Source organism: Streptomyces sp. cmx-4-9, assembly GCF_046548835.1.
Classification (GTDB): domain Bacteria; phylum Actinomycetota; class Actinomycetes; order Streptomycetales; family Streptomycetaceae; genus Streptomyces.
The window spans coordinates 329,319-352,382 of record NZ_JAEBEE010000004.1 but is presented as its reverse complement, the minus strand read 5'-3'; the positions used below and the strand labels follow the sequence as shown (position 1 = coordinate 352,382).

General features: G+C 74.5%; 23 protein-coding genes. 11 read left to right on the top strand and 12 right to left on the bottom strand.

Translation table 11 applies throughout. The annotated features are described in order from the left end of the window. Window positions 1-68 precede the first annotated feature (68 nt). The gene (locus ACLJTM_RS15265; RefSeq protein ID WP_411104091.1) at window positions 69-755 is read left to right on the top strand and encodes a DUF4230 domain-containing protein; all 687 of its coding nucleotides are present in this window, start codon (window positions 69-71) and stop codon (window positions 753-755) included. 39 nt (window positions 756-794) lie between these two features. On the opposite strand, the gene ACLJTM_RS15260 is transcribed toward ACLJTM_RS15265, so the two are convergent. Continuing rightward, the gene (locus ACLJTM_RS15260) at window positions 795-1,238 is read right to left on the bottom strand and encodes a hypothetical protein (protein ID WP_411104090.1); all 444 of its coding nucleotides are present in this window, start codon (window positions 1,236-1,238) and stop codon (window positions 795-797) included. A 189-nt stretch (window positions 1,239-1,427) separates the two neighbouring features. Between ACLJTM_RS15260 and ACLJTM_RS15255 the strand changes: the two genes are divergently transcribed. Further along, window positions 1,428-1,982, top strand: a complete 555-nt coding sequence (locus ACLJTM_RS15255) for a YceI family protein (protein ID WP_411104089.1) — start codon at window positions 1,428-1,430, stop codon at window positions 1,980-1,982. 130 nt (window positions 1,983-2,112) lie between these two features. On the opposite strand, the gene ACLJTM_RS15250 is transcribed toward ACLJTM_RS15255, so the two are convergent. Together ACLJTM_RS15250 and ACLJTM_RS15245 are read right to left on the bottom strand one after the other, a co-directional pair. Continuing rightward, the gene (locus ACLJTM_RS15250) at window positions 2,113-2,334 is read right to left on the bottom strand and encodes a hypothetical protein (protein WP_411104088.1); all 222 of its coding nucleotides are present in this window, start codon (window positions 2,332-2,334) and stop codon (window positions 2,113-2,115) included. A gap of 175 nt (window positions 2,335-2,509) precedes the next feature. Beyond that, window positions 2,510-2,878, bottom strand: coding sequence for a PRC-barrel domain-containing protein (locus ACLJTM_RS15245; RefSeq protein WP_411104087.1), 369 nt, complete (start codon window positions 2,876-2,878; stop codon window positions 2,510-2,512). A 320-nt stretch (window positions 2,879-3,198) separates the two neighbouring features. On the opposite strand from ACLJTM_RS15245, the gene ACLJTM_RS15240 reads away from it, so the two are divergent. Genes ACLJTM_RS15240 through ACLJTM_RS15225 form a run of 4 tightly spaced genes read left to right on the top strand, consistent with a single transcriptional unit; the run spans window position 3,199 to window position 5,484 of the window. Then, on the top strand, window positions 3,199-3,441 hold the full coding sequence (locus ACLJTM_RS15240; protein ID WP_411104086.1) for a DUF6479 family protein: 243 nt from the start codon (window positions 3,199-3,201) through the stop codon (window positions 3,439-3,441). Between the two features lie 36 nt (window positions 3,442-3,477). Next, window positions 3,478-4,164 (top strand): HemK2/MTQ2 family protein methyltransferase, encoded by a 687-nt coding sequence (locus tag ACLJTM_RS15235; protein ID WP_411104085.1) that lies wholly within the window; start codon window positions 3,478-3,480, stop codon window positions 4,162-4,164. Then, window positions 4,148-4,444 (top strand): CDGSH iron-sulfur domain-containing protein, encoded by a 297-nt coding sequence (locus ACLJTM_RS15230; RefSeq protein ID WP_411104084.1) that lies wholly within the window; start codon window positions 4,148-4,150, stop codon window positions 4,442-4,444. The genes ACLJTM_RS15235 and ACLJTM_RS15230 overlap by 17 nt, the downstream gene beginning before the upstream one ends. Continuing rightward, entirely contained in the window at window positions 4,441-5,484 is a 1,044-nt protein-coding gene (locus ACLJTM_RS15225; RefSeq protein WP_411104083.1) for an iron-containing redox enzyme family protein, read from the top strand. Before ACLJTM_RS15230 ends, ACLJTM_RS15225 begins: the two co-directional genes overlap by 4 nt. A gap of 74 nt (window positions 5,485-5,558) precedes the next feature. Here the strand turns inward: ACLJTM_RS15225 and ACLJTM_RS15220 are convergent, their stop codons facing one another. From ACLJTM_RS15220 to ACLJTM_RS15205, 4 genes are all read right to left on the bottom strand, one after another. Further along, complete coding sequence (locus ACLJTM_RS15220; protein ID WP_411104082.1) at window positions 5,559-6,653, bottom strand: glutamate--cysteine ligase; 1,095 nt, start codon at window positions 6,651-6,653, stop codon at window positions 5,559-5,561. 53 nt (window positions 6,654-6,706) lie between these two features. After that, a complete protein-coding gene (locus tag ACLJTM_RS15215) occupies window positions 6,707-7,378 on the bottom strand; it encodes an HAD family hydrolase (RefSeq protein ID WP_411104081.1) in 672 nt (223 codons plus the stop codon). 10 nt (window positions 7,379-7,388) lie between these two features. After that, window positions 7,389-8,354: an LLM class F420-dependent oxidoreductase gene (locus ACLJTM_RS15210; RefSeq protein WP_411104080.1), complete on the bottom strand. Its 966-nt coding sequence runs from the start codon at window positions 8,352-8,354 to the stop codon at window positions 7,389-7,391. A 357-nt stretch (window positions 8,355-8,711) separates the two neighbouring features. Further along, on the bottom strand, window positions 8,712-9,185 hold the full coding sequence (locus ACLJTM_RS15205; RefSeq protein ID WP_411104079.1) for a carboxymuconolactone decarboxylase family protein: 474 nt from the start codon (window positions 9,183-9,185) through the stop codon (window positions 8,712-8,714). A 194-nt stretch (window positions 9,186-9,379) separates the two neighbouring features. Between ACLJTM_RS15205 and ACLJTM_RS15200 the strand changes: the two genes are divergently transcribed. Beyond that, window positions 9,380-9,811 carry a pyridoxamine 5'-phosphate oxidase family protein gene (locus ACLJTM_RS15200; RefSeq protein WP_411104078.1) on the top strand — a complete coding sequence of 144 codons (432 nt, stop codon included), beginning with the start codon at window positions 9,380-9,382 and terminating at the stop codon, window positions 9,809-9,811. A 414-nt stretch (window positions 9,812-10,225) separates the two neighbouring features. Here the strand turns inward: ACLJTM_RS15200 and ACLJTM_RS15195 are convergent, their stop codons facing one another. After that, entirely contained in the window at window positions 10,226-11,062 is an 837-nt protein-coding gene (locus tag ACLJTM_RS15195; protein ID WP_411104077.1) for a hypothetical protein, read from the bottom strand. A 278-nt stretch (window positions 11,063-11,340) separates the two neighbouring features. Next, window positions 11,341-12,315, bottom strand: coding sequence for a helix-turn-helix domain-containing protein (locus tag ACLJTM_RS15190; protein WP_411104076.1), 975 nt, complete (start codon window positions 12,313-12,315; stop codon window positions 11,341-11,343). 97 nt (window positions 12,316-12,412) lie between these two features. On the opposite strand from ACLJTM_RS15190, the gene ACLJTM_RS15185 reads away from it, so the two are divergent. The 3 genes from ACLJTM_RS15185 (at window position 12,413) to ACLJTM_RS15175 (ending at window position 18,052) form a co-directional block, all read left to right on the top strand. After that, complete coding sequence (locus ACLJTM_RS15185) at window positions 12,413-13,453, top strand: saccharopine dehydrogenase family protein (RefSeq protein WP_411104075.1); 1,041 nt, start codon at window positions 12,413-12,415, stop codon at window positions 13,451-13,453. 232 nt (window positions 13,454-13,685) lie between these two features. Next, a complete protein-coding gene (locus ACLJTM_RS15180; RefSeq protein WP_411104074.1) occupies window positions 13,686-14,105 on the top strand; it encodes a hypothetical protein in 420 nt (139 codons plus the stop codon). Then, window positions 14,102-18,052: a hypothetical protein gene (locus ACLJTM_RS15175; protein WP_411104073.1), complete on the top strand. Its 3,951-nt coding sequence runs from the start codon at window positions 14,102-14,104 to the stop codon at window positions 18,050-18,052. Before ACLJTM_RS15180 ends, ACLJTM_RS15175 begins: the two co-directional genes overlap by 4 nt. Before the next feature lie 45 nt (window positions 18,053-18,097). Here ACLJTM_RS15175 and ACLJTM_RS15170 read toward each other — a convergent pair whose 3' ends face one another. Further along, window positions 18,098-19,213: a DMT family transporter gene (locus ACLJTM_RS15170; protein ID WP_411104072.1), complete on the bottom strand. Its 1,116-nt coding sequence runs from the start codon at window positions 19,211-19,213 to the stop codon at window positions 18,098-18,100. Between the two features lie 147 nt (window positions 19,214-19,360). On the opposite strand from ACLJTM_RS15170, the gene ACLJTM_RS15165 reads away from it, so the two are divergent. Beyond that, window positions 19,361-20,263 (top strand): LysR family transcriptional regulator, encoded by a 903-nt coding sequence (locus ACLJTM_RS15165; RefSeq protein ID WP_411104071.1) that lies wholly within the window; start codon window positions 19,361-19,363, stop codon window positions 20,261-20,263. Window positions 20,264-20,373: 110 nt separating this feature from the next. On the opposite strand, the gene ACLJTM_RS15160 is transcribed toward ACLJTM_RS15165, so the two are convergent. Together ACLJTM_RS15160 and ACLJTM_RS15155 are read right to left on the bottom strand one after the other, a co-directional pair. Then, a complete protein-coding gene (locus ACLJTM_RS15160; RefSeq protein WP_411104070.1) occupies window positions 20,374-20,991 on the bottom strand; it encodes a nucleoside/nucleotide kinase family protein in 618 nt (205 codons plus the stop codon). Window positions 20,992-21,150: 159 nt separating this feature from the next. Then, window positions 21,151-22,899, bottom strand: coding sequence for a putative Ig domain-containing protein (locus ACLJTM_RS15155; RefSeq protein WP_411104069.1), 1,749 nt, complete (start codon window positions 22,897-22,899; stop codon window positions 21,151-21,153). Between the last annotated feature and the right edge of the window lie 165 nt (window positions 22,900-23,064).

Below are 23,064 nucleotides of genomic sequence, written 5' to 3'. Positions count from 1 at the left end.
CGCGCGCGCGGACATGACGGCCTCAAGGAGCCGCGGGTGACCATGGTCTGACGGGGCATCCGCTGTGCATGGAGACTCAAGAGAACGCCACCGCGCCGTCCGCCCGGCCGGCCGCAGGGCAGCGCAGACGGCGGACGGCGGGCCGGGTGGCCGCCGCCCTGGTGTGCGTGGCCGCCCTGTTCGTCCTGGTCGCCCGCTTCCTTCCCCTCCCGGGGCTGGGCGACCTGTTCGGCACCCGGACCCACGACCGGACCGGACCGGCCGTCCTGAAGTCCCTGCGCGACATGAGCAGGTTCGAGGGCGCCGCCGGCGACTACCAGGTCGTGGTGGACCTGGAGAAGGACGCCCCGTTCCTGCCGGACGCGATCCGCGGCACCCGCACCCTGTACGTGGCGGCCGGTTCGGTTTCGGCGTACGTGGACCTGGGCGGGCTCGGCGAGCAGGCGGTGTCGGTGAACGAGGACCGCACCGAGGCCGTCCTCACACTCCCCCGCGCCGCCCTCGGCAGCACGGCGCTGGACCCCGGGCGCTCGTACGCCGTGTCGAAGCAGCGCGGGCTGCTGGACCGGCTCGGCGACCTGTTCTCGGACAACCCGGGGGGCGAGCAGGCCGTGCAGAAGCTCGCGGTGCAGCGCATCGACGAGGCGGCCGGTGCCAGCGGGCTCACCCAGCGCGCCGAGAAGAACACCACCGCGATGCTGGAGGGTCTGCTGCGGTCCCTCGGGTTCGAGAAGGTGACGGTCACCTACGCCTGACGGCCGGGACCACGGAGGGGTCGTGCGCCGGTCCGGCCCTCAGGACACCCGTCGGACCAGCTCGGAAGCGACCTGCCGGGCCGTCTTCTCCCCCGCCCGCTGCTTGATCAGCCCTTCCTTCGCCGCGCCCCGCACGGAGACCGCGGTCCCCTCGCCGGGCCGGCCGGCTGCGGACAGGGTCACGGTGACCACGACCGGGTTCAGGCCCCCGAACCCACCGCCGACCACGGCCCGGAGCGTACGCGGTGCCTCCGGGGCCGTCGGGCTGCCGGTGTGCAGCAGGTTCCCGAGTCCGGCCAGGAGTTCGGTGACGTGCACGGCCACCGCGTCCGGGGGTGCGGGCAGCGTGAGGGGCAGGTCGAGTACGTTCTTGCGCAGGCGCTTCGCCATGAAGCGGGCGCCGGCCCGACCGCCGCTCCCCCCGCCGAGCGAACCGGCCGCGCCGAGGGCGTCCGTCAGGATCCGGTCTTCGTCATCCATCACGGAGGCAGGCTAGCGCCACGGCCCGCCGTCCGGGAGGCCGGTGTGCCGGATCGCGTACGGGCCCCCGGGGCGGCGCCGCCCCGGCCGATCGGGTGACGTACGGGCGCGGTCGGAGGGCGGGCCGGGCAGGCCTGACTAGCGTGGACGCGCGTGTCCGCTGTCCGCCCCCGAACTCCACGGAGCAGGCCCATGACCACCACTCCCCTCGCCGAACTGACCGGGAAGTACACCATCGATCCCGCCCACACCCAGATCGGGTTCGTGGCCCGGCACGCCATGGTCACCAAGGTCCGGGGTGCCTTCAACGAGTTCGAGGGAAGCGGGCACTTCGACGGCGCCGACCCGTCGAAGTCCTCCGTGTCCCTCACCATCAAGGCCGCGAGCATCGACACCCGCAACGAGCAGCGCGACGGGCACCTGCGCACCAACGACTTCCTGGACGCACCGACCTATCCGTTGATCACCTTCGTGTCCACGGCCGTCGAGCAGCTCGGCGACACGGACTTCCGCCTGACCGGGGACCTCACCATCAAGGACGTCACCCGGCCGCTGAGCATCGACTTCGTGTACCAGGGCAGCGCCACGGACCCGTTCGGGAACCTGCGGGTGGGCTTCGAGGGCTCGGTTCCGATCAGCCGCAAGGAGTTCGGCATCACCTGGAACGCGGCGCTGGAGGGCGGCGGCGTCCTGGTCGGTGACAAGGTGGTGCTGGAGTTCGAGGTCTCCGCGATCCGGGAGCCCTGACGGGCGGGTGCCTGCGCGCGGCGGCGCCCCGCCCCCCGGGGATCCGGCCGTACGCAGTCCGCCCCCGGCGCGGGCAGCGGGCCGGGCCCGTCTGCCCACGCCGGGGGCGGCGCATCGCGAGGCCGGGGGTTCAGTGGTCCGGGCGGTCCTGCTCCTCGCGGCCGATGCCGGGGCGCTGGCTCTTCGCCGAGTGGCCTCCCGCATCCGCGTCCCCTTCCGCGGGGTTGCGTACGACGGCTTCGTCCGCCTGCTTGCGGGCCTCCCGGTCGCCGCTCTCGCCCTCGGCGTCGGACGGCGTGGTCCGGCGCTGGTGCAGGTCGCGCGGGGTGGGGGACTTCTTGTGCTCCGCCATCGTGTCCTCCTCGATCGTGTGCTTCGGTCTCCAGCGACTACCCCGCCCGGTCCGGCTCAGACGGCCGGCCGCGGGTCGGGCCGCGCGGGGCGGGGCGGGCGCGACGCGCGGGTGGCCCCGGAACCCCTCGGTGGGGTTCCGGGGCCACCCGCGCGTTCCGTCACCGGCTGCCGGATCAAATGATCGGGCCGCCGAAGGGGCCGCCGATGCCGTAGTAACTGCCCAGCTGGGCCCGGTACTCGGTGTCGCCGAGGTGCTGGTCCCGGTGGAACTCGGGAGCGTTCTTGATCTGCTCCTTGGTGCGGTCGACGAAGATCTTCTTCTCGTCGGGTTCGATCCGTACGACGGTGCTGGCCGGCAGCAGGACCTCCTTGCCGAAGATCCACACGCCGGTGTCCACCACCAGGTAGGCGTCACCGATCTCGTCGGAGTGCTTGTCGACCTTGCCGATGCTGCCGTCGGTCGCCTCGACCTTGTAGCCTGTCAGGTCGGTACCGGCCAGGTGGCCCGCGGTCGACGTGTAGCTCCACACATGCTCCGTCACGCGAAAACAACTCCTCCGGTATGGCGAGGAGGGCGGCGGTCCTCCCGCCCGCTCCTCTGGTCCTGTCGTGACTCTTCCGTATGTCGTGCCGGGCGGCCCTGCGTCCGCCTGGGACTCCGCCTGCCCCGGATCCCGCGCCTCACGCAGCCCCGCCGCGCGGGGAATCCTGCGGGACGGCCGTACCACCGCCCGCTCGCCCCCTAGGGGCGGACGCCGCCGGCTCACCCGAACGGGTGGGCGATTGAGCCGTCTGCGGCACGGGCCCCACGCCCGCCACAGGTCCCGTGCGTGCAGGGCGCGATAGCGGGTAGGCGCAGGCCATGATCACCTCCCTCCCGCTCGCCGCCGCGGGCTCCTCGTCCCTCTTCCTCATCGTGGCCGGCGTGGTCGTGGCCGGGCTGCTCATCGCCGCGTTCTGGTACGGCAGCAGGCGTACCGCTGCCGGAACCGATCCCGGCGCCCGGCCCGCGGACCAGAGTCCTCCCGCGCGCGCCCGCGAGGACTCCTGGCAGACCCCCGACGAAGGCGACACGGCCCCGGGCCCGCAGCGCCCCCGCCCCTGACCCCGACCTCCACGACACCGAACCAGGAGGTACACCGTGTCGAGTACCGCTTCCGCGTACGGGATCCGCATACCGCGGCTGATCGCGCCGCCCGGGGTGTACCGCCCGCAGGGTGACACCCTGCTGCTCGCCGACGCCCTGGCACAGGAGCCGCTGGAGCCGGGAGCCCAGGTCATGGAGATCGGCACGGGGACGGGCGCGCTCGCCCTGCACGCCGCGGCCCGCGGTGCCCGGGTGACCGCCGTGGACGTGTCCTGGCGGGCGGTGCTGGCCGCCCGCCTGAACGGGCTGCGCGAGCGCCTTCCGCTGCGTGTACGGCACGGGGACTTCGCCGCGCACGCCGGCGGCGGCGGTTTCGACCTCGTCCTGGCCAATCCGCCGTACGTGCCCTCGCCCGACGCCCGGGTGCCCATCCGCGGGGCCCGCCGGGCCTGGGACGCCGGCACCGACGGGCGGCACGTCATCGACCGGATCTGCACGGCCGCTCCGGCCCTGCTGGCCCCCGGCGGTGTGCTGCTCATGGTGCACTCCGGGATGTGCGGGCCGGACACCACGCTGGAGCTCCTGACCCGGCAGGGGCTGGCCCCGCAGGTCGTCCGCCGGGTGTCGGTCCCGTGGGGCCCCGTGCTGCGCTCACGCGCCGCGTGGCTGCGCAAGCAGGGACTCGCAGGCGAGGGCCCCGAGCTGGAGGAACTGGTGGTCATCCGTGCCGAACGCCCCTGACGACCGTATGCCCGGCCCGGCAGCCGGGTCCGCCCCCGGACCGGGCCGTGCGGAGCCCCCGTGCCCGGCGGCCCGCAGGGTCTCCGTCGAACGCGACGGGCCGGTCCTGGTGGACGGCCCCGTCGAGATCGTGCTGGACGACGGCACCGTGGCCCGCTCCGACCGGTTCGTCGTCGCCGTGTGCACCTGCCGGCGCAGCCGCACCTATCCGTGGTGCGATACGAGCCACCGCCCCCGAGAGCGCTCCGCGCCACCGCACGAGGACAGGAACCGCCGATGAACGCGCAGTCCACCGCCACCGCCGTCGCCACCCCGGTGGCCGCTCCCGAGCTGGTCCCGGGCCGCGGCGACCTGTCCGGGGCCGTCGTCGAGGCGCTGCGTACCGGCCGGGCCCCCGACGTCGCCACGGCCGCCGTGCTGAAGGCCGATCCGTGGGGCGAAGACCTCCAGCTGGCGCTGTACCTGCTGTACGAACTCCACTACCGCGGATTCGCGGGCGTCGAGGACGACCGGGAGTGGGATCCGGACCTGCTCCGGCTGCGCCAGGGTCTGGAGGCCCGCTTCCTGCACGCCCTGCGGACGGATCTGGCGGACGCCCCGCGGTCCGTCACGGAGGCCTTCGCCCCGCTGCTCGTCGAGCCCGTGGACCTCAGCGGCAGCCTCAGCCACCACCTGGCCACGGAGGGCGAGCTGTGGCACCTGCGCGAGTACGCGGCGCTGCGCTCCCTCTACCACCTCAAGGAGGCGGACCCGCACGTCTGGGTGGTGCCGCGGCTGACCGGGCGGGCCAAGGCCGCGATGGTGGCGATCGAGTACGACGAGTTCGGTGCGGGCCGCCCCGAGCGGATCCACGCCCGGCTGTTCGCCGACCTGATGGCCGACCTCGGCCTGGAGACCGCGTACGGCCGCTATGTGGACCAGGCGCCCGCGCCGCTGCTCGCCGTGGTCAATCTGATGTCCCTGTTCGGGCTGCACCGGGCCTTGCGCGGCGCCCTCGTCGGTCACTTCGCCTGCGTGGAGGTGACGTCCTCGCCCGGTTCGCGCCGTCTCGCGGAGGCCATGCGCCGATGCGGGGCGGGGCCGGCCGCGGAGCACTTCTACGCCGAGCACGTGGAGGCGGACGCCGTGCACGAGCAGGTCGTCCGCCACGAGGTCATCGGCGGCCTTCTCGCCGACGAGCCGGACCTGGAGGCCGACGTGGCCTTCGGCTGCGCGGCGACCGTCCTGCTGGAGGACCGGCTGGCGGACCACATCCGTACGGAGTGGGAGGCGGGGCGGTCGGCTCTGCGCACCCCGCTCGCCGACGGGGAGCGGCCCTGAGGGTGGGCCTGCCTGCGCCCCGCTCTGAGAGTGGGCTTCCGTACGCCCGGCCCTGAGGGCCGGGCGTACGCGTCTCAGGCGGGGCCGGCCGCCCCGTTGATCAGGGAGACCAGTCCGGGCAGACCGTCCTCGGCCAGGGCCCGGCGCTGCCGGTCGGCAGGCGTGCCTTCCTGGAGGAGCCGGTGGACGAGGCCGCTGACCTGCCGCAGGTCCCCGGAGTCCTCCAGGGCGGGCGTGAGGTGGTGCAGGAGCGCGCACAGCACGTCGCCGCTACTGCGGGCCAGTCCCCCGGGGTCCACCAGGGTGCCGTTCAGTCCGTACCGGGCCGCGTGCCAGGTGGAGGCCTGGACGAGTTCGGGGGCGCACGGCACCTGTGGGACGCCTGCCTTCTCCTCCGTGATCGCGGTGGTGACCAGGGCGCGGACGATTCCGGCGAGCATGACGGCGTCGTCGGCGCGCAGCTGGACGTCCATGCACCGCACCTCGACGGTGGGGTAGCGGTCGGAGAGCCGGGCCTGCCAGTACACCTGCCCCCGGTCGGCGATCACCTCGGACGCCACCAGGGCGTCCAGCCGCTCCTCGTAGTCGACGGCGCCGGTGAAGTGGGGCGGCGGGCCGCTGACGGGCCAGCGGCTGAAGACGATGGTGCGCCAGCTGGCGAAACCGGTGTCCAGGCCGTCCCACAGGGGTGAGTTGGCGGACATGGCCAGCAGGGTGGGGAGCCACGGCCTGATCCGGTTCAGGACGGCCACGCCGGTCTCCCGGTCGGGGACGGCGACGTGCACGTGCATGCCGCTGATCAGGTGCTCGTCGACCAGCTGCTTCGCTTCGCCCTCCATGCGCAGATAGCGCGCGGTGGGTGTCACGGGCACGGGATCCGTGCCGCGCAGCGGCGCCGCCCCGGTGGCGGCGATCCTGCAGCCGCTGGCCTCCGCGGCGGCGGCCACGGCGTGCCGCAGGCGCAGGAGGTGGCCCCCGACCTCCTCCAGGCTGGAGCAGACGGGGGTGGCGACCTCGATCTGGGCCTGCAGGAGCTCGTCCTGGACCTCGTCGCGTTCGGCGATCGGCCCCAGTCCCGCGGTGCGGCGCACGTCCTCCACCAGCGGTACGGGCAGCCCCGTCACCGGGTCGACCAGCAGATACTCTTCTTCCACACCAACCGTGATCACGTGGTGCCGCTACCCCGTTCCGTCATGATCACGCGTGCGTCATCACAGGCGGCTCATCGGGGCGGGACCGATCCGAACGGGCTGTCGTCCAGGTGGGCCAGGAGGTCCGCCGGATCCCGGTAGACGGCGGAGGCTCCCGCCTCCTCCAGGTCCGCTCGGGGGATCCCGCCGCAGAGCAGGCCGACACCGGTGACACCGGCGCGGGCGGCGGCCTCCATGTCCCAGACCGTGTCGCCGACGAACACCGCGTCCTTCGGGGCGGCCTGCACCAGTTCGAGGGCGTGCCGCACCGGGTCGGGCGCCGGTTTCCCCTGGTCGACGTCGTCGGAGGTGGCCGTGGCGTCGATGGCGTCGTCGGCGTCGATCGCCGCGCGCAGGGCCGTGAGTTCGCGGTCCTTGGCGGAGGTGACGAGGACGACCTTCCATCCCTGCCCGGCGAGGGCCCGCAGGAGTTCGGCGGCCGAGTCCAGGGCGGGAAGCCGGTCGAACCAGGTGGCGTAGAGGGTGTCGTGGGCGGCGCTCATCGCGTCGTCGCCGCTGCGGTCGCGGTCCTCCCCCAGCAGGTGGTCGAGGAGGTCCTCGCCGGGCAGGCCGACGGCCCGGTGGATCGCGTGCATGGGCACGCGGTGCCCGGCCTGGTGCAGCGCCTCCCACCAGGCGGTGACGTGGAGGTGGTTGGTGTCGGCGAGGGTGCCGTCGACGTCGAAGAGTGCGGCGCGGACCACGGGGCGGCCCTCAGAGGTTCCGGAGCGCGGGCAGGAGTTTGGCTTCGGCCCATTGCAGGAAGGGCTCCTGCTGGTCGCCGCCGATCTGGACGAGGGCGACTTCGGTGAAGCCCGCCTCCACGTAGGGGCGGACCGCCTCGACGAAGGTGTCGACGTCGTCGCCGCACGGGACGGCTTCGGCGACGTCCTCGGGCCGGGTGTGCTCGGACGCCTGGTGGAAGCCGGCCGGGCCGCGCAGCTCGGAGTTGACCTTCCAGCCGCCCAGTGACCAGCGGAACTGCTCGTGCGCCCGGGCCACCGCTGCGTCACGATCGGTGTCGTAGCAGACGGGGAGCTGGCCGATGCGCGGTTTGCCGGCGCCGCCGTGCGCGTCGAACTCCTGGATGAGTTCCTGCTTGGGCTCGGTGGCGATCACGAGGTCCGCGTACCGGCCGGCGACCTCGCAGGAGCGGGGCCCGGACACGGCGATGCCGATGGGCGGCGCCTCGTCGGGGAGGTCCCACAGCTTGGCGTTCTCCACGTCGAAGTGGGTGCCGTGGTGGCTGACGTACCCGCCGTCGAACATGCGCCGGATGATGTCGGCGGCCTCTTCGAGCATGTCCAGGCGGACGTGGGCGGCGGGCCAGCCGTTGCCCACGATGTGCTCGTTCAGGTTCTCGCCCGAGCCGAGGCCGAGGCGGAAGCGGCCCTCGGAGAGGATCTGCATGGTCGCCGCCTTCTGCGCGACGACCGCGGGGTGGTACCGGAAGGTCGGGCAGGTCACGTACGTCATGAGCGGGATGCGGGAGGTGGCCTGTGCGGCGGCTCCCAGGACGCTCCAGGCGTACGGTGCGTGCCCCTGTTCCTCCAGCCAGGGGAAGGAGTGGTCGGAGATCACGGAGAAGTCGAACCCCGCCCGCTCCGCCCCGACCACGTGGGAGACCAGCTCACGCGGGCCGGCCTGCTCGGTCATCATCGTGTACCCGATTCGCACCATGGGTCGCGCCTAGCCGCGATCGGCCCCCTCGAAACCCTCCGCGCCGGACGACCCCTCCTACGGGTCCCCGCCGAGGCCCGGGCGGCCCACCCGGCGGCCCACCCGGCGAGCCACCCGGCGAGCCACGGGGCGAGCCACCGGGCGGGCCCGGCAGCGGCGCGGCTGCGGGGCGCGCCGGGGCGGCAGCGGCGCGGCTGCGGGGCACGCCGCGGCGGCAGCGGCGCGGCTGCGGGGCACGCCGCGGCGGCAGCGGCGCGGCTGCGGGGCACGCCGCGGCGGCAGCGGCGCGGATGCGGGTACAGCCGGGCTGCTGCGCACGCCGGGGGCCGGAGGCCGGGGCGGGGGCCGGGGGCCGGGTCAGCCGAACTGGCCCGGCTGGTAGTCACCCGCGGGCTGCTGGACGATCAGGTTCATCCGGTTGTAGGTGTTGATCAGGGCGATCAGGCACACCAGGGCGGCGAGCTGCTCCTCGTCGTAGTGCTTGGCCGCATTCGCCCAGGCCTCGTCCGTGACGCCGCCCGCGGCGTCGGCGATGCGCGTGCCCTGCTCCGTCAGCTCCAGGGCGGCCCGCTCGGCGTCGGTGAACACCTTGGCCTCGCGCCACGCCGCGATCAGGTTGAGGCGTATCGAGGTCTCCCCGGCGTGCGCGGCGTCCTTGGTGTGCATGTCGGTGCAGAACCCGCAGCCGTTGATCTGGCTGGCTCGGATCTTCACCAGTTCCTGGGTCGCGGCGGGCAGCGTCGAGTCGGTGAGGACCTTGCCCGCCGAGTTGATGTACCGGCTGAACTGGGGGGAGACGGCGTTGCCGTAGAGGTTGAGTCGCGCTTCCATGGTGGGCTCCTTGCCGTTGCGATCGGTTCCACTGTGTTGACGAAACGGCCGCACGGAATGTGACGGGCCCCGTGCACGCGTCAGTGTGACCTGCGTCTCTCCGCGCACCCGTGAGCCGTCCGGGTGAACCCGGGAACCGGCGGGCGGGGGCTGGAGTTGACGCGGTGTAGGCCTTTTCGACCCGAGGAGCGACGATGGCCCTGTCCACTGGCGAACGCGAGCAGTTCCTGGCCGAACCCCATGTCGCCGCGCTGGCCGTGAGTGCCGGCACGGAGGGCGGGCGGGCGCCGCTGACGGTGCCGATCTGGTACCAGTACGCACCCGGCGGGGACCTGTGGATCATGACGGGCCGCGACTCCCGGAAGGCCGCGCTGATCGCGGCGGCGGGCCGCTTCAGCCTCATGGTGGACCGGGTGGAGCCGACGATCCGGTACGTGTCCGTCGAGGGCCCGGTGCTGTCGACCGTACCGGCGCGCCGGGAGCTGCTCACGGAGCTGGCGGCGCGGTATCTGCCCGCGGAGAAGGTCGCGGGGTACGTGGATTTCGCCTGGAAGGAGCACGGCGAGCAGGTCGTGATCCACATGCGGCCGGAGCGCTGGGTGAGCTCGGACCTCGGCCAGGTCTGACGCCGCTGCGACGAGCGTCCGGGAGCGGGTTTCCCGCTCCCGGACAATCACGCCCTGCCGGGCTCTCGCCGGGGTCGGCCGGCCGTCAGGTCAGGGGCCCCGGCCCCGGCGCGGGGCCCGGCGCGGGGCCCGGTGCGGGGCCCGGCAGGGGGCCCGGTCCGGGTGCCGGGGCGGGGGCCGGAGGCACCGGGTCCGGTCCACCCGGTGCGGGCCCGGGCAGCGGGCCCGGGACCGGACCCGGGCCGGGCCCCGGCGCCGGGGTGGGGTGGGGAGGTACGGGATCGTCGGGGGGTGTGCCCACAGCGGTTCCTCTCGTCGGGCCCGCGCCCCGGTGCGGCGACGGGCTGCTGCGCCCCTACCCTCCCCGAGGAGCCGTAGACCCGCCGCTCGGGGTACCGGCCGGCTGGTGGGTGGTCAGCCGCCGATCTGGACGGCGGCCGTCGTGGCCGTCCGGTAGCCCGCCGGCAGCGCGAACCGGGCCCGCAACCAGCCAGCGCCGTTCTTCGCCACGTCCACCGAGAAGGCGTGCCCGGCACCGCTCCACTGGACCTCAACCGTCGCCGCGTCCGCCCAGGCCGGCCGTCGCCGGGATGGTGGACGCGAACTCCAACGCCCCTTCGACGTGCACCATCCCGGTGTCCGTGCGGGTGGCGCCGAAGCGGGAGAATGCGCCCGGGTTCCGCACTTCGACCTGCTTGCTCCCGGCGCTGACGAAGGCTGTGAACGGGTCCTCGTCCCCTGCCCGGTTGATGAGCACGAGGTGCCCGCTGACTCCCCCAGCCACTCGCTCGGCCCGGAACCGGCCGCCCCGCGGGCGAACAGCGTCGCACCGTGCCGGCCGACGAAGGGCTCCCAGCCCTTGGACGTCCTGCGTTCGAGCTTCGCCGTGACGGTCACCGGCCCGCCCAGGTCGACGACGGCGGCGGAGGTCCGCACGGACGTCCAGGGCGTCGGGGTCTGCCTGACATCGATCCGGGTGCCCGGCGCCTCCCCGTCCAGCACCTCCGTGTGGTCGGAGCGGTAGCGGTAGACGGCACGGACCTCCGCTGCCCCTTCCAGGGTGACGCTCGCCGAGAAGCGGCCCTGCGCGTCGGTGGCCGGGGTGGCCTGTGCACGGGACCGGACGTCGAGGTCCACCGGGAAGCCCGCCAGCGGCCTGGCCTCGCCCCTACCCGGCCGGCGGCGCTTCAGCACGCCCTGCACCGTGACGTCCCGGTGGTCCGCGTCGATCTTCGTGCGGTCCGTGCGCACGTCCTCGACGAGGGCCGTCGCGGGAGGTAGGCGAGGCCGCCGGACCCGCGGGCCCGGTCGCCGTCGGCGTCCGTCGCCTCGACCTGCACGGAGCAGCTGCCGAACGCGTCCAGCGCGGTGACGTCGCTGTCCGAACCGACCGCGGTCTGGAGCGTCCCCGGTTCCTCCGAGGAGCGTTGCGGCTCCGGTGGCGACCCGGCCGTGAATGTCTTGTTCAGGGATCCCCCACGTGGTGTGGGTCGTTTTCCATCCCACGGCAGTGACAGGGCGCCTCGTGTTCACGCCTGGGGGGCGGGCGCCGTGGGGGGTGCGGGCCGGGTGCTGCGGAACGTACGGCGGTAGCTGTCCGGGGGCACGCCGATGGTGCGGTTGAAGTGCCGGCGCAGTGTGGCTGCGGTGCCCATCCCGGTGGCCTCGGCGATCGCGTCGACGCTGTCGCCGGTGGTTTCCAGCAGTTCCTGCGCGCGCCGGATCCGCTGGGTCAGCAGCCACTGCAGCGGGGTGGTGCCGGTGACCGATCGGAAGTGGCGGCCCAGGTGGCGCGAGCTCATGTTTGCCCGGCGGGCCAGATCCTCCACGGTCAGCGGCATGTCGAGCCGTTCCACGGCCCAGGGCAGCAGGCCCCCCAGCGGGTGGTCGTCCTGGGCGGGGACGGGGGCGGTCACGAACTGTGCCTGGCCGCCCGCCCGGTGCGGGGGCACGACCAGGCGGCGGGCGACCGTGTTGGCGACCGCGGAGCCGTGGTCGAGGCGGACGAGGTGCAGGCACAGGTCCATTGCGGCGGCCTTGCCCGCGGAGGTGAGCACGCTGCCGTGGTCCACGTAGAGGACGTCCGGGTCCACTTCCACCCGGGGGTGCCGGGCGGCCAGGGCAGCGGTATGCGCCCAGTGCGTGGTCGCGCGCCGGCCGTCCAGCAGCCCGGCGGCGGCCAGGACGAAGGCACCCGTGCACAGCGAGGCCACCCGGGCGCCCGCCGCGTGGGCGGCGCGGACCGCGTCGACCAGTTCGGCGGGCGGGTCCACGTCGACGTCGGCCCAGCCGGGGACGATCACCGTGTCGGCGTACGGGAGCCGGTCGAGGCCGTGGTCCGGCTCCAGCCGGAACCGGCCGACCCGGACGGGTCCCGGCCCGCAGACGGCGAGCTCGTACCAGGGGTCGGCGATGGCCGTCAGGTCGGCGCCGAACACCTCGTACGCCATCGACAGTTCGAAGTGCAGCATGCCGTCGGTGACGGCCAGTGCGACAGTACCCATGTCCGAAAGTGTACGGGGCATGTCGTTCCGGACACTCGTGGTGGGGGGCAGGCCCCGACAGGATGGTCATATCGATGGTTCGAGTAACGGAGAAGTGATGACGACCGGTCAGACGGTGGCGGTGTTCGGCGCCTACGGGCACACGGGGCGTTTCGTGGTGGCGGAGTTGCAGGCCCGCGGTTTCGTGCCGCTGCTGTCCGGGCGGGACGAGGTGAAGCTGCGGGCCCTGGCCGCGGAGCGGCCGGGGCTGGAGGTACGGCCCGCCTCGGTCGACGATCCGGCGGCCCTGGACCGCGCACTGGCCGGGGCGGCAGCCGTCGTCAACTGCGCGGGGCCCTTCGCGACGACCGCCGCCCCCGTGGTCGAGGCGGCCCTGCGGGCGGGGATCCCCTACGTGGACGTGGCGGCGGAGATCGAGGCGAACCTCGACACGTTCGCCCGGTTCGGGGACCGTGCCCGGGCGGCGGGAATCCTGGTGGTCCCGGCGATGGCGTTCTTCGGCGGCCTCGGTGACCTGCTGGTGAGCGCGGCGGCCGGCGACTGGACGGCGCCCGACGAGGTGCACGTCGCGTACGGGCTGAACGGGTGGCACCCCACGGTCGGGACGCGCACGGCCGGCGCGGTCTCGAGGGAGCGCCGGGACGGGCGGCGGGTGCGTTTCAGCCAGGGGCGGCTGGAGTACCGCGACGACGCGGCGCCGACGCTGAAGTGGCCCTTCCCCGAGCCGATGAAGACCCGGGAGGTCATCGGCGAGTTCACCATGGCCGATGTGGTCACCGTGCCCAGCCATCTGGACGTCCCCGAGGTGCGCACGTACATGACGGTCGAGGCGGCCCGGGAGCTGGCGGCCCCGGACACTCCGGCGCCGACCGCGGTCGACGAGGACGGGCGGTCCGCCCAGACCTTCCTCGTCGACGTCGTGGTCCGCTCGGGCGGTGTGGAACGGCGGGCGGTCGCACGCGGCCGGGACATCTACGCCGTCAGCGCGCCCCTCGCGGTGGAAGCGGTGGGACGCATCCTCGCGGGGCGGACGCGGGCGGTGGGGGTCGCCTCCGCCGGAGCGGCTTTCGACGCGCCGGACTTCCTGCGCGCCCTGTCCGCACACCTCTCGCTGGAGCTGCCTCCGCAGAACGGCTGACGACGACCGCCGGGCGGAAACCCGGCCATGGCCGGCGGAAGTTCGACCCCGTGTCGCCGCCGCGGGGCGGGGTCGCCCTGACCGTGCCCGCTCTCGTGCGAGCGGGGTCCTGAGCCGCCACCGGAGGCCGTGTCCGGAACAGACCGGTCCGCTCCGGCGGGCGGAGGGGCCGTCGAAGCGGACCCACGTCCGGCGTGCACAATGAACGCCGGACCGATGAGGGGGCTTGGGCATGGATGCAGCACTGGTGGCACTGGCGTCGTCGGCCGCGACCACGGTCGTCGGACTGCTGGCCACGGACGCCTGGGAGCAGGCCAAGTCGGCGGTCACCGCCTTCTGGCAGCGGTCCCGTCCCGGGCAGGCCGAGACGGTCGGGGCGGAACTCGTCGCGGTACGGACCGAGTTGCTGGCGGCCCGGCGGGCCGGCGACGAGACCACGCAGGCGGGCCTGACGGCGGAATGGCGCAACCGGCTGCAGCGGCTCCTGGCCGCCGACCCGGCGCTCGCCGACGATCTGCGCGAACTCCTGGCCGAACTGCCGCCGTTGGCGCCGGAGCCCGTCCGCGGCAACCGGGTGGAGATGCACGGCACGGCCTCGGACGACGCCCGTATCTACATGTCCGGGGGCGACATGCACATCACCGGCCCGTGACCGGCGGGGCGAGCGGACCCGAGGTCCGGATGGAGGCGTACGCCTCGGGGTCCGGCACCATCTACCTGGCGGCCGACAGCCAGTACATCGCCGGCCGGGACCTGCACCTGCACTACTGGGACGGCAGCCACCGGGTGGACCGGGTCAGGCCGGGGTCGGACGCCGGGGACGAGTGCCCCTATCCCGGAATGGGCGCCTTCGGCCTCGAACAGGCGCGGTGGTACTTCGGGCGGGACGCGCTGCGCGCCCGCCTGACGGCCCGTCTGGACGACTGCCTGCGCCAGGGTGGTGCGCTCGCCGTGGTGGCGCCCTCCGGTGCCGGCAAGTCCTCGCTGCTGCGGGCCGGTCTCGTCCCGGACCTGGCCCGGGGCGCGTTACCGGGCTCGCGCCGCTGGCCCTGCCTGGTGTTCACCCCGACCGCCGACCCGATGACCGCGCTGGCCACGCACCTGGCCGCGCTGACGGACGCCCGGCCCCAGGACGTGGCGCGGCAACTGCAAGACGGGCCGGCGGAGTTCACGGACGGACTGCGGGCCGCTCTGGCGGGTCGGCAGGCCGGCCGGCTGGTCGTGGTCGTCGACCAGGCCGAGGAGCTGTTCACCCTCGTCACCGACGGGCGCGAACGGGACCGGTTCGTCACCGCGCTCGACCGGTTGGCCCGGGCCGGCGGTCCGGCACTGGTCGTCTACGGCCTGCGGGCGGACTTCTATGCGCACGGCGCCGAGTACCGGCCGCTGCGCGAGGCCTTGCAGCACCGGCAGGTCCTCGTCGGCCCGATGGACGAGACGCAGCTGCGCGAGGCCGTCCTCTTCCCGGCGCGCGCGGTCGGGCTGGACGTGCAGGACGGGCTCGTCGAGATGCTGCTGGACGACCTCGGCGTCTCGGCGGGACCCGAGAAGAGCCACGACGCCGGGCTCCTGCCGCACCTGGCCCACGCCCTGAGGCTGACCTGGCAGCGGCGGCAGGGTTCGCTGATGACGGTGGCGGGGTACAAGGAGACGGGCCGTATCGAGAGGGCCGTCGCCGAGAGCGCCGAAGACGCCTATTCCGGCCTGGACCCGCACGGCCAAAAGGCTGCCGAGACGGTGTTCCGCCGGCTGGTCCACATCGGGGAGGGCGTCGACGACACACGCCGGACCGTGCCCACCGCACGGCTGACCGAGGGCTTGGACCGGCAGAGCGCCGAGGCCGTGCTGTCCGCCTTCACCGCGGGACGGCTGCTCACCCGGCGCCAGGACACCGTGGCGATCAGCCACGAGGCCCTCCTGCGGGCCTGGCCGCGGCTACGGGACTGGGTGCACACCTACCGGGCCGACAACCTGCTGCGCCAGCAGATCGAGGAGGACGCCGCCGCCTGGGCCCGCGCGCACCACGACCGGGCCCACCTGTACCGGGGCAGCCGCCTGGACGCCGCCCGCGACTGGGCGGCCCGGGCCGGGCAGGACGGAGCCGGTCCCACTGCCGCCGGCTTCCTTCGCGCCTCGGTCCGACAGGCACGGCGGGCCACCGCCCTCCTCCGGGGCTCGGTGGCGGCGCTGACCGCCCTCACGCTGCTCGCCGTCGCCGGCATGGTCGCGGCGCAGGTCCAGGGCCGCCGGGCCGACGAGGCGCGGATGGACGCTGAGGCCCAGAGCAGGGTGGCGGTCGGCCAGGCGCTGCGGGCCCGGGCTGAGAGCCTGCGCGATGGCGACCCCCGGAAGTCGCTGCAGCTCAGCCTGGCTGCGCAGCAGGTCGAGCCCACGGCCGAGGGCCGCCGTGGACTGCTGGCCACGCTGCAGCAGACCCGGCTCGACGGGGCGTCGCCCGACGGGGCGTTGAGCCCGGTGGACGACGTCGCCGTCCTCCTCCGGGGCGGCACGCTGCTGGCCGCGGGCGGCGACCGCGTGAAGTCGCTCGACCTGTGGGACACCACGGACGTGGTGCGGCCGCGACGGCTCGCCACCCTGACGGGATTCCCCGACATCGTGTCGAAGGTCGCGCTCAGCCCCGACGGGCGGACCCTGGCGGTCGTCACGGGCGGCGTCCTCAGCCATCCCCCGGTCCGCGAGCTGTCCCTGTGGGACCTGGCGGACCGGGAGCGCCCCCGCCGCCTGCCGTTCCGCACGGACCTCGCGGAGGTGGTGGACGCGGCTTTCAGCCCCGACGGCAAAACCCTGGCGGTGGTGGCCGGGGGCGCCGGGGACGACAGCGGGAGCGGGCTGCTGGAGCTGTGGGACACCGGCGATCCCGCGTCCCCGCGCCGGCTCGCCGAACCGACCGAGGCCGTCGACGCGGACGCCGTACGGTTCAGTGCCGACGGGCAGACCCTGGTCACCGCCGCGGCCACCCGGTCGAAGGACCTTTCGTTCGCGCCGGGCTCCCTCACCCACCCCTCCGGCTGGCAGCTCTGGGACGTCCGGGACGTGCGGCGCCCCCGCGCCGTCCACCGCGCGCCGGGCTACGACGACGGCACGCTCGCGGTCAGCGGGACGGCCCCCGTGCTCGCCGTGGGCAGGGGGCACGAGCTGACCCTGTGGCAGTTCACCGATCCGGCCGCCCCCGTCAAGGTCGCCGTGCTGGACCATCCGGCCAGGGTCACGCAGGCGGCCTTCCGGCCGGACGGCCGCGCCCTCGTCTCGGCGTCCGACGGGGGGCGGACCCAGCTGTGGGACCTCGCCCGACCCGACCGGCCCTCCGGGCCGACGCGGCTCCCCGCTCCGGCGAAACCCGCCGCATTCGCGTTCAGCGGCGACGGCGGCCACGTCGTGGTGGCCGACGCATCCCGCACGGCCTGGCGCTGGCGGGTCACCCCGCCGGCCGCGCCCGCGTCCACGGCCGTCCTCCCGACCGGGACGGGGGACCTGTCCGAAGCCGCGTTCAGTCCGGACGGCCGCCGGCTGGCCGTGGCCGCTTACGCGGACGGCGTCCACCAATGGGACGTCAGCGACCCGGCCCACCCGCGCGAGCTGCCGCCTTTGGCGAACGACCCCGGCAGGCAGGCGAGGACGCTGGCCTTCAACAAGGAGGGCACGGCCCTGGCGGTGGGCACGCTCTCGGATGCCACCGCGGCCCGCGGCGAGGTCGTGTTCTGGGACGTTTCGGACCCCGGGCGGCCGCGGCGCGGCGCCGTACTGGCCACGCCCACGGGCGTGGCCTCGCTGGCGTTCCATCCCCGCACGGCGATGCTCGTCGCCACGGGGAAGGAACTGCCGGTCGGGCGGACCTGGGTCGCCTTCTGGGACACCGGCCCGGCCGTGCCCGTCCGGACGTACCTGCAGGACTCGCTCGAACAGCTCCTCACGGACACCGACGGCCAGGGGCCCGGCTCGGGACGCTGGATCGTCGCGGACACCCCCGCCGTCTTCAGTCCGGACGGGAGGCTGCTGGCCCTGCCGGAGTCCGTCTGGGACGTGTCGGATCCGTCGGCTCCCGTCCGGGTGCGCCACGGCAAACGGCCGGCCGGCAAAGGCGCCCCGGCGCCCTCCTCGCTGCGCGGGATGGACGAGGCGGCCTTCAGTCCCGACGGACACCGGCTGGCAGCGGACTCCGGGCGCGAGGGCGAGGTCGAGCAATGGTTGGTGGGGCCGGACATCGGCTACGCCCCGGCCGGCTCCGTGCCGGTGAAGAACCCCCGCCGGCTCGTCTACCACCCCGGCGGCCGGCTCCTCGCCACCGCCGAGCAGTTCGGCGCCGTCCACCTCTGGGACGTGTCCGACCCCGCGGAGCCGGCCCTGGCGGCGACGCTGGAGGTGACGGCTGCGGACATCCGGTTCAGCTCCGACGGCAAGAGCCTGGCGGTGGTCCCCAGGGCGGGCGGCGACGTCCGGCTGTGGAGCCTCGGAGACCTGCCCGCCACCGTCACCGACCCTGTCGGCCTCGCCTGCCGGATCGTGGGAACCGGCCTGTCCGCCGACGAATGGGCACGCAATGCGTCCGGTGTGGCCTACGAGGACACCTGCGCGAAGTGACCGTGTCCGGGCACTGCCGAAGGAGCATCCGGCCAACTACCGCCATCACGCGGGCCCGTTGTCCACCTGGTTCGATGCGGCGGAGCAGTGCATCCGGGCGAGCGGCTCGCCGGTCCGCGGCGGAGTGACGTACCGCCTCGACACCGGTCCGATCCGCTGCGGCTGGTACGCCCGCCCGGCCGGGGGCGTACGCGGTGTGGCAGCGGGCGTCCGCTTGGTGCTGCGGTGGGGGGCGGGTGCCCGGCGGACGGGCTCCGGGTCCGGGGCGGCGGCCGCGGTACGCCGCCTGGTCGCGGCGACGCCCAGGAGGACGACCGCCGCGCCTGCGAGCACCCGCGGGCCGACCGCCTCGTCGAGGACCAGCGCCCCCAGCGCCACCGAGACGACCGGCAGCAGGTACCCGACGGTCGCGGCGCTGGTGGCCCCTTCGTCGGCGATCAGGCGGTAGTTGAGGTAGAAGGTGAATCCGGTGCTGAAGACGCCGAGGACGAGCACGGCGAGGACGGCCCCCGGCCCGAGGTCCCCGGGCAGGGTGAGGCCCGCGCCCTCCGCCCAGAGCCCGGGTACGGCGAGCACCGTCGCGGCGAGCAGCTGAGCCGCCGCGAGGGCCAGCGGCTCGATGCCACGGCCGGTCAACCTCCGTGCCATGTATGCGAATCCGACGGCGTACGAGGCTGCGGCGGCGAGCAGGGTCAGGGCGCCGCCGACCGGGAGGCTCGCGTCCTGCCAGGGTGCGGACATCACCAGCACGCCCCCGAAGCCGAGCAGCAGCCCGCCGATCCGGACCGGTCCGATGCGGCGTTCCGTCCCGATGGCGGCGCCGATCACCACGGCCCACAGCGGGGTCGTCGCGTGCAGGGCGCCGGCCGGACCGGAGTCCACGGTCCGCTCGCCGATCCCGAAGAGCAGGAAGGGCAGGGCGTTGCAGAAGAAGGCGGCGACGGCCAAGTGCCCCCAGGTGGACGGGTCCCGAGGGAGCCGCTGCCGGGCGGCGCGCGCCAGCGCGAGCAGGACGGCCGCACCGAGAGCGGACCGGACGAAGGCGATCTGGAAGGGGGTCAGGCCGCTGCCGAGAGCCACCTTGATCCAGAGGAAGGCCGATCCCCACAGCAGGGCGAGAGCCACCATGCGGAGCAGGGAGCCCCGTTGACCGTTCATCATGTGCTGCGCCTTCCGCCCGTCACGTGCCGCGCCTTCCGTTGACCATGTGCTGTTCCTCTCGTGGCGGCCGCTATCCCCCAGCGATGCTGCCGGGCGGTTCACCACAGGACAAGCGAAAGCTTCTACACCACCTTTAAGCTGTGCTACATGCTTGATGTGCGCCGCATGCAGATCCTCCACGTGGTCGTCACCAGCGGTTCCATCACCGCTGCGGCCGACCGCCTCGGCTTCACGCCGTCCGCGATCAGCCAGCAGGTGGCGGCTTTGGAGAAGGAGGCCGGGCTGCCGCTGATGGAGCGGGTCGGCCGCGGCATCCGGCCCACCCGGGCCGGCCTGCTGCTCAGCGAACACGCCGCGGCCGTCAGCAGTCAGGTGGCCCAGGCCGAGACGGCCCTGGCCGACCTGCGGGCCGGCCGTACGGGCGTGCTCTCGGTCCGCTACTTCGCCACCGCCGGAGCCGCCCTCGTCGCCCCGGCGCTCGCCCGGTTCCGCACCCGGCACCCCGGGGTACGGGTCGAACTGGGCATGACCGACCCGGCCGACCCGCTGCCCGAGGTGGCCGAGGGCCGGGCGGACCTGGCCGTGGTCGTGCGGCCGCCCGCCCAGCCGCACGGCGGCCTGCACTTCGTCCACCTCGCCGACGACCCCTACCGCGTGGTGCTGCCCCTCGGGCACCGGTTGGCGGGCAGGCGCCTGCTGGACCTGGCCGAACTCGCCGGGGAGCCGTGGATCCGCAGCGACCGGCCCGGGCCGTGCCTCGACGTCGTCCTCGACGCCTGCGCCGCGGCCGGCTTCAGCCCGGGGTTCGTCGTGGAGAGCGAGGACTACGCCACGGCGCAGGGCTTCGTGGCCGCCGGCCTCGGCGTCTGCCTGATCCCGGACATGGGGCTCGCCCACCGCCATCCCGGCGTGGTGGTGCGCAGGGTCCGCCGGCCCGAACCGATCCGCTTGATCCGGGCCGTGGTGCGCAAGAGCGCCTCGGGCGACCCCGCGCTCGCCGCCCTCCTCGACGCCCTCCGGGAACCGGCGGCGGAGCCGGGCAGCACCTGATCCGACCCGCCGCGCCCGTCGGGGTCCGTGCAGGTGCGGCCGTCGGGGAACAGCAGGCCGCGGCGGCGCAGGGCGGGGGGGGTGCCGAGCGGGACCCCCCGGGGCCGCGGTCAGCCCGTGTCGAGGACCAGGTCGGCGCGGCGTCGGCTCCGGGCGACGAGCCGGGCGTTGGGTTCGTCCGAGCGCTCCACCCAGGCGCGTGCGTACGCCGGGTCCTTGCCGTGGCGTACGTGCCGGTCGATCAGCCGGTCCACGCGCAGAGCCTCGTCCGGGGCGAGGTACCAGGCCTCGTCCAGCAGCGACCGCACCGAAGCCCACTCTCCCGCGTCGTGCAGCAGGTAGTTCCCCTCGGTGATGACCAGGGGCACGGAGGGAGCGACGGCGATGCTGCCGGCCACCGGTTCCTCCAGGGAGCGGTCGAAGGCGGGTGCGTACACAGTGGGGCCGCCCGGCGCGCGCAGCCGGCGCAGCAGGCACACGTACCCGGCTGCGTCGAAGGTGTCCGGGGCGCCCTTGCGGTCGGCCCGTCCCAGCCGGTCCAGTTCGGCCCGGGCCAGGTGGAAGCCGTCCATCGGGACCACCACGGCCCGCTCCGGTCCCAGGGCGTCGCCGAGCTGCGCCGCGAGGGTCGACTTCCCGGCGCCCGGCGGCCCGGCGATGCCGAGGATCCGCCGGGGCCCCCGGGCGGCCAGCGCGGCCGCCCTGCTGACCAGTTCCGTCGTGTGCACGTGCGTATCCTGCCCGACCCGGCGGGGCGGTGTCCGGGGCTCCGTGCCCGCGGGAGGGCTTCCGAAAGGTCGGGGCCGCCCCGACTTCGGGCGCGGGGCGCCGTCGTCTCCTGCCCCCACGTGATCAGGAGACGACGGCCGTACGGGGCCCGGCGGGACTTACGACCAGACGGTGAAGGTGACCGTCACCGAGGCCTTCCTGCCGGCGGCGTCGGTGACGGTGAGGGTCGCATTGCGGAAGCCCCAGCCGGCCGGGGTCCCGGAGACCACCCCGGTGGAGGCGTTGATGCCGAGTCCGGCCGGGAGGTTGACCGCGGAGAAGGTGTAGGGCGCGGTGCCGCCGGTGGCCTTCAGCGGCAGGCTGACGGGGCGTCCGGCGTACACGTTCTGACTGCCCGGGTCGGTCAGCACCGGAGCCCCCGTGCCGGGGGTGGCGACCGTCCAGGTGAAGGAGGCGGAACCCTTCTTGCCGGCGGCATCGGTCGCGGTGACGGTGACCTGGGAGGTGCCGGCGGTGGTCGGGGTGCCCGTCACGGTGCCGGTGGCCGCCGCGATGGACAGGCCCGCGGGCAGGCCGGTCGCGGACCAGGTGTAGGGCGCGGTACCGCCCTCGGCGCTGTTCTTCAAGTCGACCGGGGTGCCGGTGGCGGTGGTCTTGGCGGAGACGGCGGCGACCGTGACCTCGCCGGGCTGCGGGGCGGAGGTCTTCAGCGTGGCGCCGAAGCGGGCGAGGGCCTCGTTGACGGGCTGGAAGATCGTGTACTTCTGTCCGCTGCCGCCGGAGCACGTGGCCTCGCCGCCGCCGGAGTGCAGGCCGACGGCCTTGCCGCCGGTGGCGCTGACGTAGCTGCCACCGGAGTCGCCGCCCGCGGAGCAGGCGCTGGAGTAGGAGAGGCCGTCGATGACGACGTTCCCGTAGTCCACGCTCTGATTGACCTTCGTGACTTCGCCGCACTGGAAGCCGGTGGTCTGGCCCGAGCGGCATACGGCCATGCCGACGACGCCCTCGGCGGAGCCGGTGAGGGTGACGTCGCCCTTGCCCCAGCCGGAGACCGTCGGGGCCAGGGCCCAGGCCGCCTGGTCGACGTCCACGATCCCGAAATCCCCCTCGCGGGCGTTGACGCTGCCCGCGCCGCCCTTGTTGGAGGTGCCGACGCGGCTGCCGTCCTTGCCGTAGGCGGGCTGGTCGGCGTCGTTGGTGCAGTGGCCGGCGGTCAGGAAGGCTTGTGCGCCGCCGCTGGTGCGGGTGACCGGGAACCCGATCGAGCAGGGACTCTCGCTGCCGGGTGTCCACTTCTCGCCGCCGACGACGCTGCCGCCCTGCTGGCGGGGCCGGTCACGTGACTCGACGATGCGCACCAGGTCGCCGAGGCCGGCGAGGCGGGTGCGCAGGGCCGTCGTCTCGGCGGAGGAGCGGTCCGGGTCGACGGTGACCTCGACCCGGTTGCCGCGTACGTCGGTTCCCCAGGACAGCAGTCCGGGCACGCCCTCGGCCCAGCGTCCGACGGTCTGCGCGGCCTCGTCCAACTGCGCCCGAGTGTGCTGGACTTCGTGGGCCGTGGCGCCGGTCCGCCGGACCGCGGCCGCCTCGGCGGCGCCGGTGACGGCAGCATGGAGGCGGCCGTCGGCGGCCTCGAACCACAGGCCGGCGACGCGGTCGCCGAGGCCGGCCCGTATCAGGGTCGCGGCCCGGCTCGCCTCGTGTTCGGCGGCGATGCGGTCGCGTACGGCGTCGTCGGTCAGTCCGAGGTCGCGGGCCAGGGCGGCCCGGACGTCCGCGGGGACCTGGGGGGTGGCGGGAGCCGGTGCGGGGGTGGAGCCGGCATGGGCCGGCATCGCACCGAGTACGGCCAGGGTGGCCGCAGCCGCAAGGCCGGTCAGCAGGGACCGGTGGGGTGCAACGCGCATGGGCGGAGCGTTCCTTTCGGGCAAGGGGGGCCGCCGGTGACGGGGAATCACCCGCGGGCTGGTGCGTCCGGGAGCGGACCGCCGGGGCCTTGGGGCCTTAAGGCCTCGGGGCCTCGGGCCTTGGGGTCGGTTTGCGGGGCGGTCCGCCGACCGGAATGGCCCACA